Here is a 15113-nt window from a genome sequence, read left to right as displayed (position 1 = left end):
CCTAGATACTTTTTCGCTTACCTTAGCGATTTTCATCGGTATCACCACAACAATCAAAGTGACTTAAAACTCATAAATCAATAGCTAATCGATATAGACAACCTGTCATATATGACAGTTGTCAACCCAAGCCCTCCAGCGAACAATAACTCCGCACAAATGTATAGATTCACCACTCAACAACCACGTCCAACAAAGGTAAATACAAATGGCCACGACATTTGAACAAGCGACGCAACGTGTCGGCTATGCAAAAGGTACGGGTGTAATTCAAAAGAAAATTGAACTACCTGACCTGCGAATATTTTCACACGTGATCCCGGAAAAAATGATCTACTGTGATTTCAAGATACATTTTCCCGGCACTTTGAAGGGAAGCCATATGACCCTACATTTCTCAAGCAACATAAAAAATGGCACGCACTTCTTCACCGAAGACAGCCCAATAGATTTAATCCGATACTCTCCTTCATTAACGCAGGGTGGCCCAATTTATAATGGTATCAAAAACGGAAAAGGTTATGTGGACATTCAATTTGATCTACAAGCGGGGACACTGTCAGCTCGTATTGTCAATGTGGACCTCGTACTGGAGGGGGGGGATGAGGAACTCAATCTAAATGTAAACATTGAAGCCGCAGGACTCACGGAACTCGCTGGCGATATCACTTGATATTACTTTTTATCTTTTGCGGTTAAGTTTGCATCAAAGGGGCGCGCAGCGATGCGCCCCCTTCTACAACAGCAAAGGGAATGTTAGCTTGCTTGGCAATCCAGCCCCGCCGAGCCCAAGCCCAATGAAAAAAACAGTCCTGGCCTTCAGCCGCATCACCCCACCCATGATCGAAAGCCTGCAACAAGAATTCGACGTCATCGTCCCCAACCCAAAAGCCGGCGACATCAACGTCCAGTTCAACGAAGCCCTGCCCCACGCCCACGGCCTCATCGGCGTCGGCCGCAAACTCGGCCGCGCACAACTGGAAACCGCAATAAAACTGGAAGTGGTCTCAAGCGTCTCCGTCGGCTACGACAACTACGACCTCGACTACTTCAACCAACGCGGGATCATGCTCACCAACACCCCCGACGTGCTCACCGAAAGCACCGCCGACCTCGCCTTCGCCCTGATCATGAGCAGCGCCCGCCGCGTCGCCGAACTCGACGCCTGGACCAAGGCCGGTCAATGGCAAGCCAGCGTCGGCGCGCCACTGTTCGGTTGTGACGTCCACGGCAAAACCCTCGGCATTGTCGGCATGGGCAACATCGGCGCCGCCGTCGCCCGTCGTGGCCACTTCGGTTTCAACATGCCGATTATCTACAGTGGCAACAGCCGCAAAACCGAACTCGAAGAACAACTCGGCGCGCAATTTCGCAGCCTCGATCAACTGCTCGCCGAAGCCGATTTCGTCTGCCTGGTGGTGCCGCTCAGCGACAAGACCCGCCATCTGATCAGCCATCGCGAACTGGCGCTGATGAAACCGGATGCCATCCTGGTAAACATCTCCCGTGGCCCGGTTGTCGATGAGCCGGCATTGATCGAAGCTCTGCAAAACAAGCGCATTCGTGGCGCCGGCCTCGACGTTTATGAAAAGGAACCGCTGGCCGAATCACCGCTGTTCCAGTTGAGCAACGCCGTGACCCTGCCGCATATCGGCTCGGCGACGAATGAAACCCGCGAAGCCATGGCCAATCGTGCACTGGCCAATCTGCGTAGCGCCTTACTCGGCGAACGCCCGCAGGATCTGGTCAATCCGCAAGTCTGGCGCCGATAAAAGAATACGGGCAAGTGCACCACTGCACTTGCCCGTTAGTTACGCGAATACACAACTTGAAATCGAACAACAAACAAAATTAAACAACAGCATTATAAGCTCTGCCTGCCTGTCGAATAATCGACAAACGCTATGGAGAGCCAATACCTTGAACACCCTGACCACCGATAAACTCATACGTTACAGCAAAGTTATTTTGATGGCCTACATCAGTTTCTTTGGCGTGCTGGTGATGATCCATAACTTCACCGACTATGATTCAAACTACACTTACGTGGCGCACATCCTGAGCATGGACACCACCACCGCCAGTGAAACCATCAAGTACCGAGCCATTGAATCACCGATGATTCATCACCGGATCTACTGGTTCATCATCACACTGGAAGTGACGTATACCGTGTTATGCCTGATCGGCACCTATCAGCTGTATCGCAACATCAACGCCTCCGCAGAAGTATTCCATGAGGCGAAGAAGTTTTCGATCATGGGAATACTGGCGGCAATCTTCATTTATTACGTCTGCCTGCAAACCGTAGGTGTCGAATGGTTCGACATGGACACTTCGCAATCATGGAATGCCAAGGATTGGGCGCGACATATCGTTGACTTCATCTTCCCGGTAATGATTTACATCACCTTGAAAGTCGAGCGCTAACGTTCAGCGCTCGTTGATTTCAAGCCAACTTTCCCTGTACCGGCGCCACCACCGCTTTCGATTTACGAAATACCAGTACATTGCCCAACATCACTAACACCAGACCGACCAGCGCCGGCGCTGTCCACTGATAACCTTCAGCAAATGCCGAGACGTTCAGCGCCACGACCGGAAACAGCACGGTGCAGTAAGCCGCACGCTCCGGGCCCATGCGCCCCACCAGCGTCAGATACGCTGTAAAGCCGATCACCGAACCCGGGATCACCAGATACAGCAGCGCGCCGACGTAACGCGGGCTCCAATCCATGTCGAACGGAATACCTTTGACCAGACACCACACCGACAGCATCGCCGCGCCGTAGGCCATGCCCCAAGCGTTGGTGGTCAGCGGCTTGAGACCGGCCTTTTGCTGCAGACTGGAGAGCATGTTGCCCGCCGAGAAACACAAGGTGCCGCACAAGGCCAAACCGAGGCCGAGCAAGGTCTGCGGGCTGGCCTGATGCCCGGCCAGTTCTGGCCAGAACAACATGCCCAGGCCGAACAACCCAAGTGCACCGCCCATCAGCACATTGCGCGCGATGCGCTGGCCAAAGAACACTCGCGCATTCAGCGCGTTCCACAAGGTTGCGGTGGAAAACACCACCGCGACCAGACCACTGGGGATCCACTGACTGGCGGTCAGGAAGCACATGAAGTTGACGCAGAACAGACACAATCCCTGCGCCACGCAGATCAAATGCCCACGGCGGTTCATCGGTTGCAGGCGACGGCTGAGCAGCAACAGCGCAAACAGCACTAGCGCGGCGAGGCCGAAGCGATAGACGATCGACACCGGAATCGCTACCACGCCCAGTTGCCATTTCAGAGCAATCCAGGTGGTGCCCCAGATCAGCACGGTCAACAAATACAACGACAGGTTCATGGCACACACTCCTCGGTAGGCCTTGAGTGTCTGCCCGCGCGTGCCTTGCGCGCTTGCAGATTCTTGCGCTTTTGTCAGGCGGCAGGCTGGCAGCGCGGCGTCTACGGAGTAGGATGCAAGGCGTTGAAGAGAACCGACAATGGCCGCCATCGATACCCTGCAAGTCTTTCAAGCGTTAAACAGCTCGCCGAACGCACGCCTTGTGCACAGCGCCGAGCTCGGTGACGGCTTGTCTGCCGCTTTGTGGACCAATCACCACGATGCCCAGGAGTACGAAGCGCCAACCCACCATACGTTGTCCTGCTACATCGCCGGTGGCACCGGCACCTTTCGTCGCGATCAACCCGGACAAAAAGGCGGGCCAGACAAGCTATGCATTCTGCCGGCCGATCACGAATCGGGCTGGGTGATCAACGGCGATATCCGCTTGGCGCACCTGTATTTCAGCGCCGAACAATTCGCCCTCGGTTGCGTCACGCTGCTCGATCGCGAACCCCGCGAGATGCAGTTGCGCGAGCAGACCTTTCTCGAAGATCCGCAACAGGCGCAACGCTTCCGGCAGTTGCTGACGCTGAATTGGGACGAGCCTGCTGAACGTCTGCTAACCAGCAGTCTCGCCCATGAATTGATCAGCCACACCCTGCTCAGTCAGGTCGGCGCACGTCAGGGTTTGCGTTTGAAGGGCGGCTTGGCACCGCATCAACGTCGGCAACTGGTCGAGTTCATCGACAACCAGTTGGCCGAGCCGATCAGCCTCGGACAACTGGCCGGGATGTGTGCGCTGTCGGAATATCACTTTGCGCGGATGTTCCGCACAAGTTTCGGCCTGCCGCCACATCAATATGTGCTGGCGCGGCGCTTGAGTCGGGCACGGGAATTGTTGCGCGGGACGGCGTTGCCGCTGGGCGAGATTGCGCTGGCGTGCGGGTTTGCCAGCGCGAGTCATTTCACTAATCGGTTCAAGCAGGTGTTGGGCGGGACACCGGGGGAATATCGGCAGGCGTTTTTGCGTTGAGCCCTTCTCCCCTCACCCCAGCCCTCTCCCGGAGGGAGAGGGGGCCGACCGAGGTGTCTGGCGCTATACGTCGACCTGAATGACCGAGTCGATTATGGATTCAAAGCATCACGTTCAAGTCGGTGTACCTCTGGAATATCCCCCGGTCAGTCCTCTCTCCCTCCGGGAGAGTGTTAGGGTGAGGGGCTTGTGATCTTGCCTTAAAACTCCAGAGTGCTGGACAACGAAACCTGCCGCGAATCACCCATCGACACAAAGAACCGGCTCGCCGCCGACGTGTAATACGTGCGATCAAACAGGTTCTTCACATTCAGCTGAAACTTGACCTTCTGCCCCTCAACCCTGGTGTCGTAAGTGGCAAAAGCATCCGCCACGGTATAACTCGGCAGATCAAAATCATTCACCGCGTTACCCGCACGTTCCCCGACATAACGCGCTCCAGCCCCCACGCGCAATTGATCGCCACCGATCACACTGCCGAAGTCATACACCGCCGACAACGAGCCGGAATTCTTCGCCACGTTTTGCAGACGCTTGCCTTTGTAGTCCGGGTCTTCGGTCACTTCGGCATCGGTGTAGGCGTAGCTGCCGATCATGCTCCAGCGGTCAGTCAGTTGGCCGGTCAGGTCCATTTCCAGACCGCGCGAGCGCACCTCACCGGCGGCGCTGTAAATCGTCGTCGGGCCTTCAGAGTTGGCCACCAGCACGTTGCGCTTCTTGATGTCGAACAACGCAATGTTGCCAGTGACGCGCCCCGGCATGTCCAGCCGCGCGCCCAGTTCCCACGACTTGGCTTCTTCCGGTGCGATGCTGCCGTCGAGCACGGTGCTGCTGCCGCTCAGCGGGGCGATGGTCGAGTTGGGTTTGAACGATTCGGTGTAGCTGCCGTAGAACGACAAGGCGTCGGTGTAGCGATACACCAGACCGGCGCGCGGCACCCACTTCTGCCCGTTGCTGTCAGTGTTGGCCTTGAACGGCACGCCTTTGCCGGCGTACTGGTCGTACTCCTGAAAGCGCCCGCCGGCGACCAGAATCCACTGGTCGTTGAGGTGAATCGAGTCCTGCATGAACACCGAATCACTGCGCAGTTCATCAGTCTGCGCGCTGTCGGGTGCGCTGACGGTCGTGCCGGCGACTTCGCGACCATACACCGGATTGAGGTAGCTGAACGTGGTCAGGCTTTTCTGCCGGATCAAGTCCTCGCGGTAGATCTTGCGGTACTCGTCGTCGACGCCGAACACCAGGTCATGTTGCATGCCCAGCACGTTGACCTTGCCTTCGAGGCTGGCGGTGGTGAAACGGTCGGTGCTGATCGCGTTCTGGGTGCCGTCCATGCTGCGGGTCAGCGTGCCCTTTTTGGTGTCGATGGCGGTCACGCGGACCTGGCTGGCGTCGTAGGTCTCGCGGTTCCAGCTGTAACCAAAGTGGGCTTTCCAGTCTTCATTGAGGTCGTGGTCGGCTTCAAAATGATAGAGGTCGGAGCGGCCTTCCATGTTGTTGAACGGCTCGTCGAGGCGTTCTTTGCGCGAGATGTCCAGCGGATGATTGGTGCGCGGATCGATCAGCGTGCCACGGTCGAACGGCGTGAGAAATTCGCGATGCTCATAGGCGAACAACAGCTTGGTGCTTTCGCCGAACCAGGCCAGCGACGGGGCGATCAGGGTTTCACGATGGGTGCCGAAATTGCGCCAGTAATCTTCGTCTTCGTGATCGAGCACCATGCGGTAGGCCAGCCCGGAATCGCCCAGCGGGCCTGTGCTGTCGAAGGTGCCGCCGCTGCCGTTCTTGCCCTCGCCATAGGTCGAACCGCGCAAGGTCAGGGCGTTGTATTGCGTCAGTTCAGGCTTCTTGCTGACCAGGTTGACCACGCCGCCCGGGTCTTGAATGCCGTACAGCAATGAGGCCGGGCCTTTGAGTACTTCAACCCGATCGACGGTGGCGTTCATGCCGCGACCCTGCACGATCGGCATGCCGTCGCGCATGATCGAGCCGTTGCGATTATCACCGAAACCGCGAGTCATCACCGAATCCTGCGTGCTGCCCAGGGTGTTGCCCTGAGTGATGCCGCTGACATTGGCCAGCGCATCGTCAAGATTGCGCGGCGCCTGATCGCGGATGACCTGTGCCGGAATGACGTTGACGGTCTGCGGGGTTTCCTGGAGCGAGGCCGAAGAGCGCATCACCGAACTGGTTTCCGGCGGCTGGTAGCTCATCGATTCGTTGCGCATCGAAGTGATGGTGGTGGCACCGAGGTTCAACGCGCCTTCGGTGGGTTTGGGCTCCAGCGCCAGCGTGTGGCTATCGGTGCGCCGGAAATTGAGGCCGGAGCCGCTGAGCAGGCGTTGCAGGGCCTGTTCGGCACTCATCTGGCCATTGACGGCCGGCGCGGTGAGGCCGTACGGCGCTTCGTCGGTGTAGACCACGCTTTGCCCGGTGACGCGGCTGAAGTCGTTCAGGGCTTGCGGCAGTGGCTTGGCGGCCAGCGAAAAGTTGAACTGCTTCTGCGTCTGGCTGCTGACAGTTTCGGCGGCAAGCGCCACGCTCATAGGCAACAACGCCAATGCCGAAAAACTCAATGCCGACACGCCCAACCACTGTTTGACCGAACCCGATTTTGCCCTGGACTTCATGACTCAATGACCTGTGTAGAACCGCAACGGATGCGAATGACTCGCAGTTTCAGTCACTACACGGATGGGGCTCGGGTTTACCTCACCACAAATCTGAAAATATTTTTGCAGATCAAAAGATCGCAGCCTTCGGCAGCTCCTACAGGAGATCGCATTCCAATGAGCTGCCGAAGGCTGCGATCTTTTGATTGCTGCCTCAGCGCAAAATAATCAGATGCCCCAGCACCTGATGCTGCTCAAACCCCAATACCCCTTGCAGAGAATTCAAAACAGCCTGCGGATCCTTGCTCGGAAAACTGCCACTGACCTTGCGCGCCGCCAGCTCATCGTTGAGCAAGACAATCCGCCCCGGGTAATAACGCCGCAGATCCTCGACCACGTCCGCCAGCGTCGATTTGTAGTACGTCAGCCAACCCTGACGCCAGGCCAGTTGCGCCTCGCTGTCCACCGCGTGAAGCTTTTGCGTCGAGCCTTCGCCGTAAGCAACCTGCTGACCGGCGGTGAGAATCTGCTGTTCGCCACCGCGATCCGCCGTCACCCCCACGCGCCCGGACAACACCGTGACCTGCGCACCGTGAGGTTGCAAACGCACTTCGAACTGCGTGCCGAGCACCCGCGCCTCGCCCTTCTCGGCCTCGACCACAAACGGCTCGCCGGTGTGCGTAACCGTGAAAAACCCGGCACCGCGACGCAACTGGACATGCCGCTCGCCACGACTGAAATCCACGGCAATCGCACTGTCGCCATCCAGCGTCACTTGCGATTGATCGGCCAAGGTTACGGTGCGAATTTCACCGGGTGCCGAGACATAATCCGCGCCCAGATCATCAATCCAGCGCTGCGGTTGCCAACCCGTGCCGAGGCTGACCATCAGCAACAGACACGCCGCCATCGTCAGTGCCCCCGACCAACGCAAAAGCGGCGAATGACGCGGGCGATCCATCGCATCGATATAGCCCTGCAACGCCGAAGCCTCTTCATCGGCCAGCATGCGCGCCGGGCCTTCACTCAGCTCCCAGAGCACCTGCGCCTGCGCATAAGCCTCGGCATGCGCCGGATCAGCCCGTAGCCATTGGCTGAAGGTCAATTGATCGCCGGCGCTCGGCCCATCATGTAACAGGCTCAGCCAGGCAAACGCGGCCTGCTCTTGCGCGGGCGTCGGAACGACGGAATCGGATGGCTTCACGGTGCTTTCCCTGGCAGGCGTGGCGCGGGTTCGCGCAGGCTGGCCTTGCAGGCCTCGAGGGCGCGCATCATATGTTTTTCCACGGCACTTTGGGACAGGCCCATGGCCTTGGCGATGTCCGCGTACTTGCGGCCGTGGATGCGATTGAGCAAAAAGATCTGCCGGGTGCGCTCGGGCAACGCACGCAACGCCGCTTCGACATGGCGCAGATCATTGCCCGCTTCCAGCGCCGCTTGCGGTTCACTGCCGTGGCTGTCTGGAGCGTCCGGTTGCCAGCCTTCGTTGACGCGCGTGCGCGTGCCTTCGCTGCGCAGGTGATCGATGGCGATGTTGCCGGCGCAGCGCAAAAGGTAGGTGCTGAGTTCTTCGACCTGCACCAGCGGCCGCCGCCAGAAACGCAAAAACAGATCCTGCACCAGATCCGCCGCCGTCGCTCGGCAACCGACGCGGCGGTTCACCAGCGCTTCCATTTGCGAACGCTGGGACAAAAACACCTGAAGAAAATGCGCACGCGCCCCGCGCGGCTCGTCGTCGCGGGATTCCGGCGGCAGGCCGATCAGCACCTCAGCACTGCGCCCATGCGGCGACCGGGCTGGCCAGCAGACTGACACCGGCCAGCGCCAATGCGAAACGCGGGCGATACGGCAGCAACAACACCAAGGCCAGGGCGCTGAGCATCAGCACGGCGAACCAGTCGACCAGACCGAAACTCCAGCCGTTCGCCGAGATGGCAGCCCACAGCGACAGACACAGCAAGAGCCAGCCAGCAATTTTCAGCGCCTGACGACGCGAGACGGAAAGTTTTTCGCCGAGCAATTCATCGTGGTGGCGAGGCATCGACAAGCACAACACGGTGAACCCGGCGTAGGTTAGCAACAAAGGCAAAAGCATTAATTCGCCCCTTGCTCAAGGGTGATCGGCCGGGGCTTTTCGCGGCGAGGCTTTTTTACGCTGACAGGGCTGCCGGCGCGCTGCATTTTCCACGCGGCCCAAGCCAGAAACACACCGCTTGCCAGGCACGTCAGATCAAACCCGGCCAACACCCAATCGCCCCGCATCAGGGCGGCGCCGAGGTTCCAGGGGGTGGTCAGCGCATTGATCAGCGGCACCGCAAAAAACAGTGCGGCGCTCAGGGTGAGTTGCTCGACCCAGGCCTTTCGTCCCGGACGCAGCAGCGCGTGCAGCACACTCAACCCCCAAGCGATAAAGAACGCATTCACTTCCCAGTCCGCACGCCCCACCAGGCTCACCGGCAGCAGTCGATTGGCCAGGAAGAATACGGCCACCGCCGCGACCAGCCCGGCCATGCTGGCGATGTTCAGCACTTCAACCAAGCGCAATTCAAATGGCATCACGCCGCTCTTGGCATGTTTGAGCTGACGCTTGCCGAGCCAGATCACCAGTCCGGTGCCGATCATCGCTGTACCCGCCAGCCCGCAGATGAAGTACAGCCAGCGCAGCACCGGCCCGGCGAAGTGGCCCATGTGCAAACCATAGAACGCGCCACCCACCGCCATCGCCAGCGGCTGGTCCGGTGTGCTGCCGAGCATCTGCCCGGTCACACCGTTGAAGGTCACGGCCCTACCGAAATCATGCACGACACTGTCGCCGGCACGGGCCAGCACCACCGTCGCATTGGCATCGCCCGGATTGCTCACCGACAGGCGCGCCGTGTGGCCGCCCGACCATTGCTCGCTGGCCTTGCTCAACAGCGGCGCCATCGCCGCCAACGGTGCCGCGATGTCGGCGCGTTCCGGGGTTTTCGAGGCGGGGAAAACTTCGTCATAAAATTTGCGCACGTCACTGCCGTATGAAGCGACGATGCTCGCCGGCATGACCATCGACATGAAAATCACCAGGCTGCTGTAGGTGATCATCAAGTGAAACGGCAGCACCAGCACACCCACCGCGTTATGCCCGTCAAGCCAGGAGCGCTGACCCTTGCGCGGGCGGAAGGTGAAGAAGTCCTTGAAGATTTTCTTGTGGGTGATGATTCCGGTGATCAGCGCAACGAACATCACCATGGCCGCTATCGTCGACAGCCAACGGCCCCACGGATAAGGCATTTGCAGTTGAAAGTGGAAACGGTAGAAGAACTCGCCCCCCATGCTGTCGCGACCCTGCACCTCGGCGCCGGTTTGCGCGTCGAGGGTTTTCGCTTCGAAACGGCCGCGCTCACCGGGATTGGCTGGCGCTTGCTGCCAGCGCACGGTCAGGCCAGGGTCACGGGCATCGGGCAAATCGATCAGCCAGCGCGAAGCGCCCGCCGCGTGTTGTTGCAGATAATCCTGGGCCAGCGTCAGGCTGGTCTCGGCACTCACCGATCGCGCGGGGATTTCCGGCTGCATCCAATGGCTGATTTCATCTTTGAAATAGGCCAGCGTCCCGGTCAGGAAAATCGCGAACAGCAACCAGCCGAACAACAGTCCGGTCCAGGTGTGCAGCCAGGCCATCGCCTGACGGAAGCCCTCTTTCATGCCAGCCCCAATCCACGCGCCGCGCCGGAGATGGTCGCCAGAATCACGCTCGGCACCAGCAAGCCGACCCAAGCCGACCACGCTGTGCGGCAGGCAAAACACCAGAGCACGGCCACCAGGTAGACCAGAAAGGAAATGGTCATGCCTGTCACCACCGCTTCGGCGCGGCTCAACGGCAGCCAGAGCGTCAGGGTGACACTGGCCAGCGCCGCAACGAGATAGCCGCCAAACACCGCCGCCAACACCCGTGAGGTGACGGCCAGACGATAGGACATGGGAAGTGTGGCGAGTTTGCCTTTCATGTTTCGACCCTGAAACGAAAAACGTCCGGCCGATCAGCCGAACCTACAAGCGAGCAATATTAATGATAAATATTCTCATACGCAAAAGCATCTGATTGCCGGTTAAGCATTTCGCCCCTTACAATGCGAACAGTTCTTGTTCTCTAACGCATACTCTCTACCGCGCCATCAAGCGCCCGGAGTAATACCGTTGTCCTCCGCCCATCCCGTCGAAACGCTCTATCAGGCTCATCACAGCTGGCTCACTGGCTGGCTGCGGCGCAAACTCGGCTGCCCGGACAGCGCGGCGGATCTGGCGCAGGACACGTTTATCAAGGTGCTGACCGCCCGCGAACCGCCGGTGATCATCGAGCCGCGCGCCTTTCTGACGACCCTGGCCAAGCGCGTTCTGTTCAATCATTACCGCCGTCAGGATCTGGAACGCGCTTACCTCGACACCTTGGCGCAGATGCCGGAAATGGTCGCGCCGTCGGAAGAACACAAGGCGATCATCCTGCAAACCCTGATGGAGCTGGACGAGTTGCTCGATGGTTTGCCGCGTCAGGTCAAACGCGCCTTTTTGCTGGCGCAGGTCGATGGCCTGACTTATCCACAGATCGCCGCTGAACTGGCTATCTCCGTGGCCACGGTCAAACGGCATCTGAACAAAGCAGCGATGCGCTGCTACTTCGCCCGATGAACCGCGCGGCGGATTTCTCCTCACAGGTGGCCGAGCAGGCCGTGCACTGGCTGATGGAAATGCAGCAGGGCGCACTCTCGCCACGCCAGCAATTGGCAATGCAACAGTGGCTGGATGCGCACAGCGAACACCGGCGCGCGTGGGAACACATTCAACGGGTCAACCAGCGCTTGCGCGGAGTGTCTTCGCCGCTGGCGCATGCGGCGTTGAACGGGCCGAAGTCCGGCAGCCGTCGTCAGGCGCTGAAGCTGCTGCTGATTCTTGGTGCCGGCTCGGCCGTCACCTGGGGCATGCGCGAGCACAATCCCTTGCCGTCGCTACTCGCCGATTTCCGCAGCCCGATCGGGCAACGGCGCAAAGTGGCGCTTGGTGCCGGCGATCAGTTGCAACTCAACACAGCCAGCGCGGTGGATGTCGACACTTCGGCACGACTGATCCGTCTGCTCGAAGGCGAAATCCTCCTGACGGCGGCGCAATCCTTCGAAGTACAAACGGCTCAGGGCATTTTGAAAACGCAGGGCGCACGCCTCAACGTGCGTCAGTTCGCTGATCACACGCAGGTCGCGCTGTTTGAAGGCCGGGTCGAACTGAGTACAAGCGGGCGCGCGCCGATGCTGCTGCCGCTCGCACGCCAACTGAGTTTCACCTCGACCGCCGTCAGCGAAGCCAGACCATTGGACGCCAACAGCGGCGCCTGGGCCGACGGCATGCTGGTGGCCGCGCACATGCGTCTCGGTGACTTCCTCGATGAACTTGGCCGCTACCGTCGCGGACAACTCAATTGCGACAAGAAAGTCGCCGATTTGCTGATCTCCGGCACGTATCCACTGGATGACAGCGAGCGGATTCTTGATCTACTGGAAATCAGTTTGCCGGTGAAGGTGAAGCGCTTTACCCGCTACTGGGTGACCGTCGAAGCGCGGGTTTGAGGAGCAAGATCAGAAGATCGCAGCCTTCGGCAGCTCCTACAGAAGATATGCATTCCAAATGTTGGAGCTGCCGAAGGCTGCGATCTTTTGATTTTGAAAAATAAATGAGCCGTTTTTCAGATCTGGCGTGACAGAGAAGGAAAGCCCCCTTGATTCAACCTTCTCAGGATCATCCACCATGCACCCCACTCGCCTCACGCCACTGGCTCGCAGCCTGCGCAATCTCGTTCTCGGCGCCAGCCTGAGCTTCAGCGCCCTGCCCGCCGCGCTGGCCGCCGCGCTGGCCGCCGATGCCAAGGCCTATCACATCGCGCCATCGTCGCTGGAGAACGCCCTCAACCAGTTTGGCCGTGAAGCGGGCGTGCTGATTTCGTTTGGCTCGCAAGTCACCAGCGGCGTGCAAAGCCGTGGCCTGGAAGGCAGCTATACGCCCGAGCAAGGTTTGAATGCATTGCTTGCAGGCACCGGTCTGCAAGCGCGCGCCGAAGGCAACAATGCGTTCAGCCTGCAACCGGTGGCGGATGCCGCGCTGGAGCTGGACACCTCGAAAGTCGTCGGCGACTGGCTCGGTGATGCGGCGCAGATCAACGTCTTCGAACATCCCGGCGCGCGCGATGTGATCCGCCGCGAAGAGTTCGAACGCCAGGGCGCCACTCAGGCGCGTGATGTACTTAACCGTATTCCCGGCGTCAACGCTCCGGAAAACAACGGCACCGGCAGCCACGACATGGCGCTGAACTTCGGTATCCGTGGCTTGAACCCGCGACTGGCGGCACGCTCGACGGTGTTGATGGATGGCATTCCGGTGCCGTTCGCGCCCTATGGCCAACCGCAGTTATCGTTCGCGCCGATCAGCATGGGCAACATGGATGCCGTGGACGTGGTGCGCGGCGGTGGCGCGGTGCGGTATGGCCCACAGAACGTCGGCGGCGTGGTCAACTTCGTGACCCGGGCGATTCCCGACGAGCCGACGGTCAAGGGCGGCTTCCAGACTGAAACCAGCCCATCGTCCAGCCACGACGGCTTCAAGACCAGCGCCAACCTGCTGGCGGGCGGCACCAACGAAAATGGTCTGGGCGGCGCGTTGCTGTACTCCGGCACGCGCGGCGGTGACTGGCGCGAGCACAGCGACACCGAGATCGACGACCTGATCCTCAAGGGCAAATACCAGCTCGACGAAGCCAACAGCTTCAACGCCATGGCCCAGTATTACGAAGGCAAGGCCGACATGCCGGGCGGTTTGAACGTCGCCGATTACGACGCTGATCCGTACCAGTCGACCCGGCCGAAAGACCAGTTCTGGGGCCGTCGCACCCTGTTCAACTTCGGCTATCGCTATCAGGAAGACCGCCGCGAATTCACCGCCAACACCTTCTTCACCAAAACCCTGCGCAGCGGTTATCTCGATCAGGGCACGTTCCTTTCGCTGTCACCGCGCGAGTATTGGGTGCGCGGTCTGGAAACCCGTTTCGCCCAAGGCTTCGACCTCGGCCCGAGCAGCCATGAAGTCGGCGTCGGCTACCGCTACATCAACGAGGCTGGTCACGAACTGCGCTATCGCACGCCGATCGCCAGCAACGAATACCCGACCACCAACAGTCGCAACGACCGCGATACCCGTGGCGGCACCGAAGCCAATGCGTTCTTCGTTGACGACCGCATCGACATCGGCAAATGGACGATCACCCCGGGCGTGCGTTACGAGATGATCGAATCGCAGCAGACCAACAACCTGACCAACGTCAAATACAAGGGCGACTACAACACCGCGCTGCCGGCGTTGAACGTGCTTTATCACCTGACCGACAGCTGGAACCTCTACGCCAACACAGAAGGCTCGTTCGGCAGCGTGCAGTACAGCCAGATGCCTAACCGCGTTACCAGCGGCGAAGTGAAACCGGAGAAGGCCCGCACCTGGGAACTCGGCACGCGCTATGACAACGGTGCGTTGCGTGCAGAGATCGGCGCGTTCCTGATCAACTTCGACAACCAGTATGAAAGCAACCAGACCAACGATTCGGTGATTGCCCGAGGCGAAACCCGTCACCAGGGCATCGAGACCAGCATCAATTACGCGCTGGATGACTTGAGCCCGGCACTCGCCGGTTTCGATGTCTACGCCAGCTACGCCTATGTTGACGCAACCATCCGCGAAGACGGGCCGAACAAAGGCAATCGCGTGCCGTTCTCCTCGAAACACAAAGGCACGATTGGCGTCGGTTACACCGAAGGGCCATGGAAGCTCAATCTGGACAGCAGCTTCCAGAGCGACCAGTTCGCCGACAACGCCAACACCTCGAAGGAAAGTGCTGATGGCAGCACCGGCAAAATCCCGGGCTACATGCTGTTCAGCAGCCGCGCGGGGTATGACTTCGGGCCGCAATTGTCGGATTTGAACGTGGCGGTGGGGGTTAAGAACATTTTCAACACGCAGTACTTCACGCGTTCGTTTGATGACAACAACAAGGGCAAATATGTGGGTGAGCCGCGGACAGTGTATGTGCAGACATCCGTTGCGTTCTGAGGATTGAAGAGCCCCTCAC

14 protein-coding genes are annotated in these 15113 nt (G+C 59.4%); 7 read left to right on the top strand and 7 right to left on the bottom strand.

Translation table 11 applies throughout. From position 1 onward, the window contains the following. The first annotated feature begins 208 nt into the window (after nucleotides 1-208). The 3 genes from U6037_RS04700 (at nucleotide 209) to U6037_RS04690 (ending at nucleotide 2430) form a co-directional block, all read left to right on the top strand. Nucleotides 209-673 carry a hypothetical protein gene (locus U6037_RS04700; protein ID WP_322845970.1) on the top strand — a complete coding sequence of 155 codons (465 nt, stop codon included), beginning with the start codon at nucleotides 209-211 and terminating at the stop codon, nucleotides 671-673. Nucleotides 674-797: 124 nt separating this feature from the next. Beyond that, a complete protein-coding gene (locus U6037_RS04695; protein WP_322845969.1) occupies nucleotides 798-1772 on the top strand; it encodes a D-glycerate dehydrogenase in 975 nt (324 codons plus the stop codon). 148 nt (nucleotides 1773-1920) lie between these two features. Then, entirely contained in the window at nucleotides 1921-2430 is a 510-nt protein-coding gene (locus U6037_RS04690) for a DUF2165 domain-containing protein (protein WP_322845968.1), read from the top strand. Between the two features lie 19 nt (nucleotides 2431-2449). On the opposite strand, the gene U6037_RS04685 is transcribed toward U6037_RS04690, so the two are convergent. Next, entirely contained in the window at nucleotides 2450-3352 is a 903-nt protein-coding gene (locus tag U6037_RS04685) for a DMT family transporter (protein WP_322845967.1), read from the bottom strand. Nucleotides 3353-3491: 139 nt separating this feature from the next. On the opposite strand from U6037_RS04685, the gene U6037_RS04680 reads away from it, so the two are divergent. Continuing rightward, nucleotides 3492-4367 carry an AraC family transcriptional regulator gene (locus U6037_RS04680; protein WP_322845966.1) on the top strand — a complete coding sequence of 292 codons (876 nt, stop codon included), beginning with the start codon at nucleotides 3492-3494 and terminating at the stop codon, nucleotides 4365-4367. Between the two features lie 200 nt (nucleotides 4368-4567). On the opposite strand, the gene U6037_RS04675 is transcribed toward U6037_RS04680, so the two are convergent. The 6 genes from U6037_RS04675 to U6037_RS04650 all read right to left on the bottom strand — a co-directional run bounded on the left by U6037_RS04675 (nucleotide 4568) and on the right by U6037_RS04650 (nucleotide 10962). Then, nucleotides 4568-6997: a TonB-dependent receptor gene (locus U6037_RS04675; protein ID WP_322845965.1), complete on the bottom strand. Its 2430-nt coding sequence runs from the start codon at nucleotides 6995-6997 to the stop codon at nucleotides 4568-4570. A gap of 196 nt (nucleotides 6998-7193) precedes the next feature. Beyond that, nucleotides 7194-8183 carry a FecR family protein gene (locus U6037_RS04670; RefSeq protein WP_322845964.1) on the bottom strand — a complete coding sequence of 330 codons (990 nt, stop codon included), beginning with the start codon at nucleotides 8181-8183 and terminating at the stop codon, nucleotides 7194-7196. Beyond that, nucleotides 8180-8746: an RNA polymerase sigma factor gene (locus tag U6037_RS04665; RefSeq protein ID WP_123595011.1), complete on the bottom strand. Its 567-nt coding sequence runs from the start codon at nucleotides 8744-8746 to the stop codon at nucleotides 8180-8182. Before U6037_RS04665 ends, U6037_RS04670 begins: the two co-directional genes overlap by 4 nt. A gap of 1 nt (nucleotide 8747) precedes the next feature. Continuing rightward, the gene (locus U6037_RS04660; RefSeq protein ID WP_322845963.1) at nucleotides 8748-9074 is read right to left on the bottom strand and encodes a DUF3325 domain-containing protein; all 327 of its coding nucleotides are present in this window, start codon (nucleotides 9072-9074) and stop codon (nucleotides 8748-8750) included. Then, nucleotides 9074-10660, bottom strand: coding sequence for a PepSY-associated TM helix domain-containing protein (locus U6037_RS04655; RefSeq protein WP_322845962.1), 1587 nt, complete (start codon nucleotides 10658-10660; stop codon nucleotides 9074-9076). Before U6037_RS04655 ends, U6037_RS04660 begins: the two co-directional genes overlap by 1 nt. Further along, a complete protein-coding gene (locus tag U6037_RS04650; protein WP_016986986.1) occupies nucleotides 10657-10962 on the bottom strand; it encodes a DUF3649 domain-containing protein in 306 nt (101 codons plus the stop codon). The genes U6037_RS04655 and U6037_RS04650 overlap by 4 nt, the downstream gene beginning before the upstream one ends. A 190-nt stretch (nucleotides 10963-11152) precedes the next feature. On the opposite strand from U6037_RS04650, the gene U6037_RS04645 reads away from it, so the two are divergent. From U6037_RS04645 to fecA, 3 genes are all read left to right on the top strand, one after another. Next, nucleotides 11153-11641: a sigma-70 family RNA polymerase sigma factor gene (locus tag U6037_RS04645; protein ID WP_322845961.1), complete on the top strand. Its 489-nt coding sequence runs from the start codon at nucleotides 11153-11155 to the stop codon at nucleotides 11639-11641. After that, nucleotides 11638-12570, top strand: coding sequence for a FecR domain-containing protein (locus U6037_RS04640; RefSeq protein WP_322845960.1), 933 nt, complete (start codon nucleotides 11638-11640; stop codon nucleotides 12568-12570). The genes U6037_RS04645 and U6037_RS04640 overlap by 4 nt, the downstream gene beginning before the upstream one ends. Nucleotides 12571-12748: 178 nt before the next feature. Next, a complete protein-coding gene (fecA, locus tag U6037_RS04635) occupies nucleotides 12749-15094 on the top strand; it encodes a TonB-dependent Fe(3+) dicitrate receptor FecA (protein WP_322845959.1) in 2346 nt (781 codons plus the stop codon). Nucleotides 15095-15113: the final 19 nt, after the last annotated feature.

Source organism: Pseudomonas sp. B33.4 (assembly GCF_034555375.1).
GTDB lineage: Bacteria > Pseudomonadota > Gammaproteobacteria > Pseudomonadales > Pseudomonadaceae > Aquipseudomonas.
This window is presented reverse-complemented; position numbering and strand designations above follow the sequence as displayed.

Bases quoted from the DNA above. Each gene is read 5' to 3' on its own strand.
- U6037_RS04700 (WP_322845970.1), top strand. From the start codon at position 209: ATGGCCACGACATTTGAACAAGCGACGCAACGTGTCGGCTATGCAAAA.
- U6037_RS04695 (WP_322845969.1), top strand. From the start codon at position 798: ATGAAAAAAACAGTCCTGGCCTTCAGCCGCATCACCCCACCCATGATC.
- U6037_RS04685 (WP_322845967.1), bottom strand. From the start codon at position 3,352: ATGAACCTGTCGTTGTATTTGTTGACCGTGCTGATCTGGGGCACCACC.
- U6037_RS04680 (WP_322845966.1), top strand. From the start codon at position 3,492: ATGGCCGCCATCGATACCCTGCAAGTCTTTCAAGCGTTAAACAGCTCG.
- U6037_RS04675 (WP_322845965.1), bottom strand. From the start codon at position 6,997: ATGAAGTCCAGGGCAAAATCGGGTTCGGTCAAACAGTGGTTGGGCGTG.
- U6037_RS04660 (WP_322845963.1), bottom strand. From the start codon at position 9,074: ATGCTTTTGCCTTTGTTGCTAACCTACGCCGGGTTCACCGTGTTGTGC.
- U6037_RS04655 (WP_322845962.1), bottom strand. From the start codon at position 10,660: ATGAAAGAGGGCTTCCGTCAGGCGATGGCCTGGCTGCACACCTGGACC.
- U6037_RS04650 (WP_016986986.1), bottom strand. From the start codon at position 10,962: ATGAAAGGCAAACTCGCCACACTTCCCATGTCCTATCGTCTGGCCGTC.
- U6037_RS04640 (WP_322845960.1), top strand. From the start codon at position 11,638: ATGAACCGCGCGGCGGATTTCTCCTCACAGGTGGCCGAGCAGGCCGTG.
- fecA (WP_322845959.1), top strand. From the start codon at position 12,749: ATGCACCCCACTCGCCTCACGCCACTGGCTCGCAGCCTGCGCAATCTC.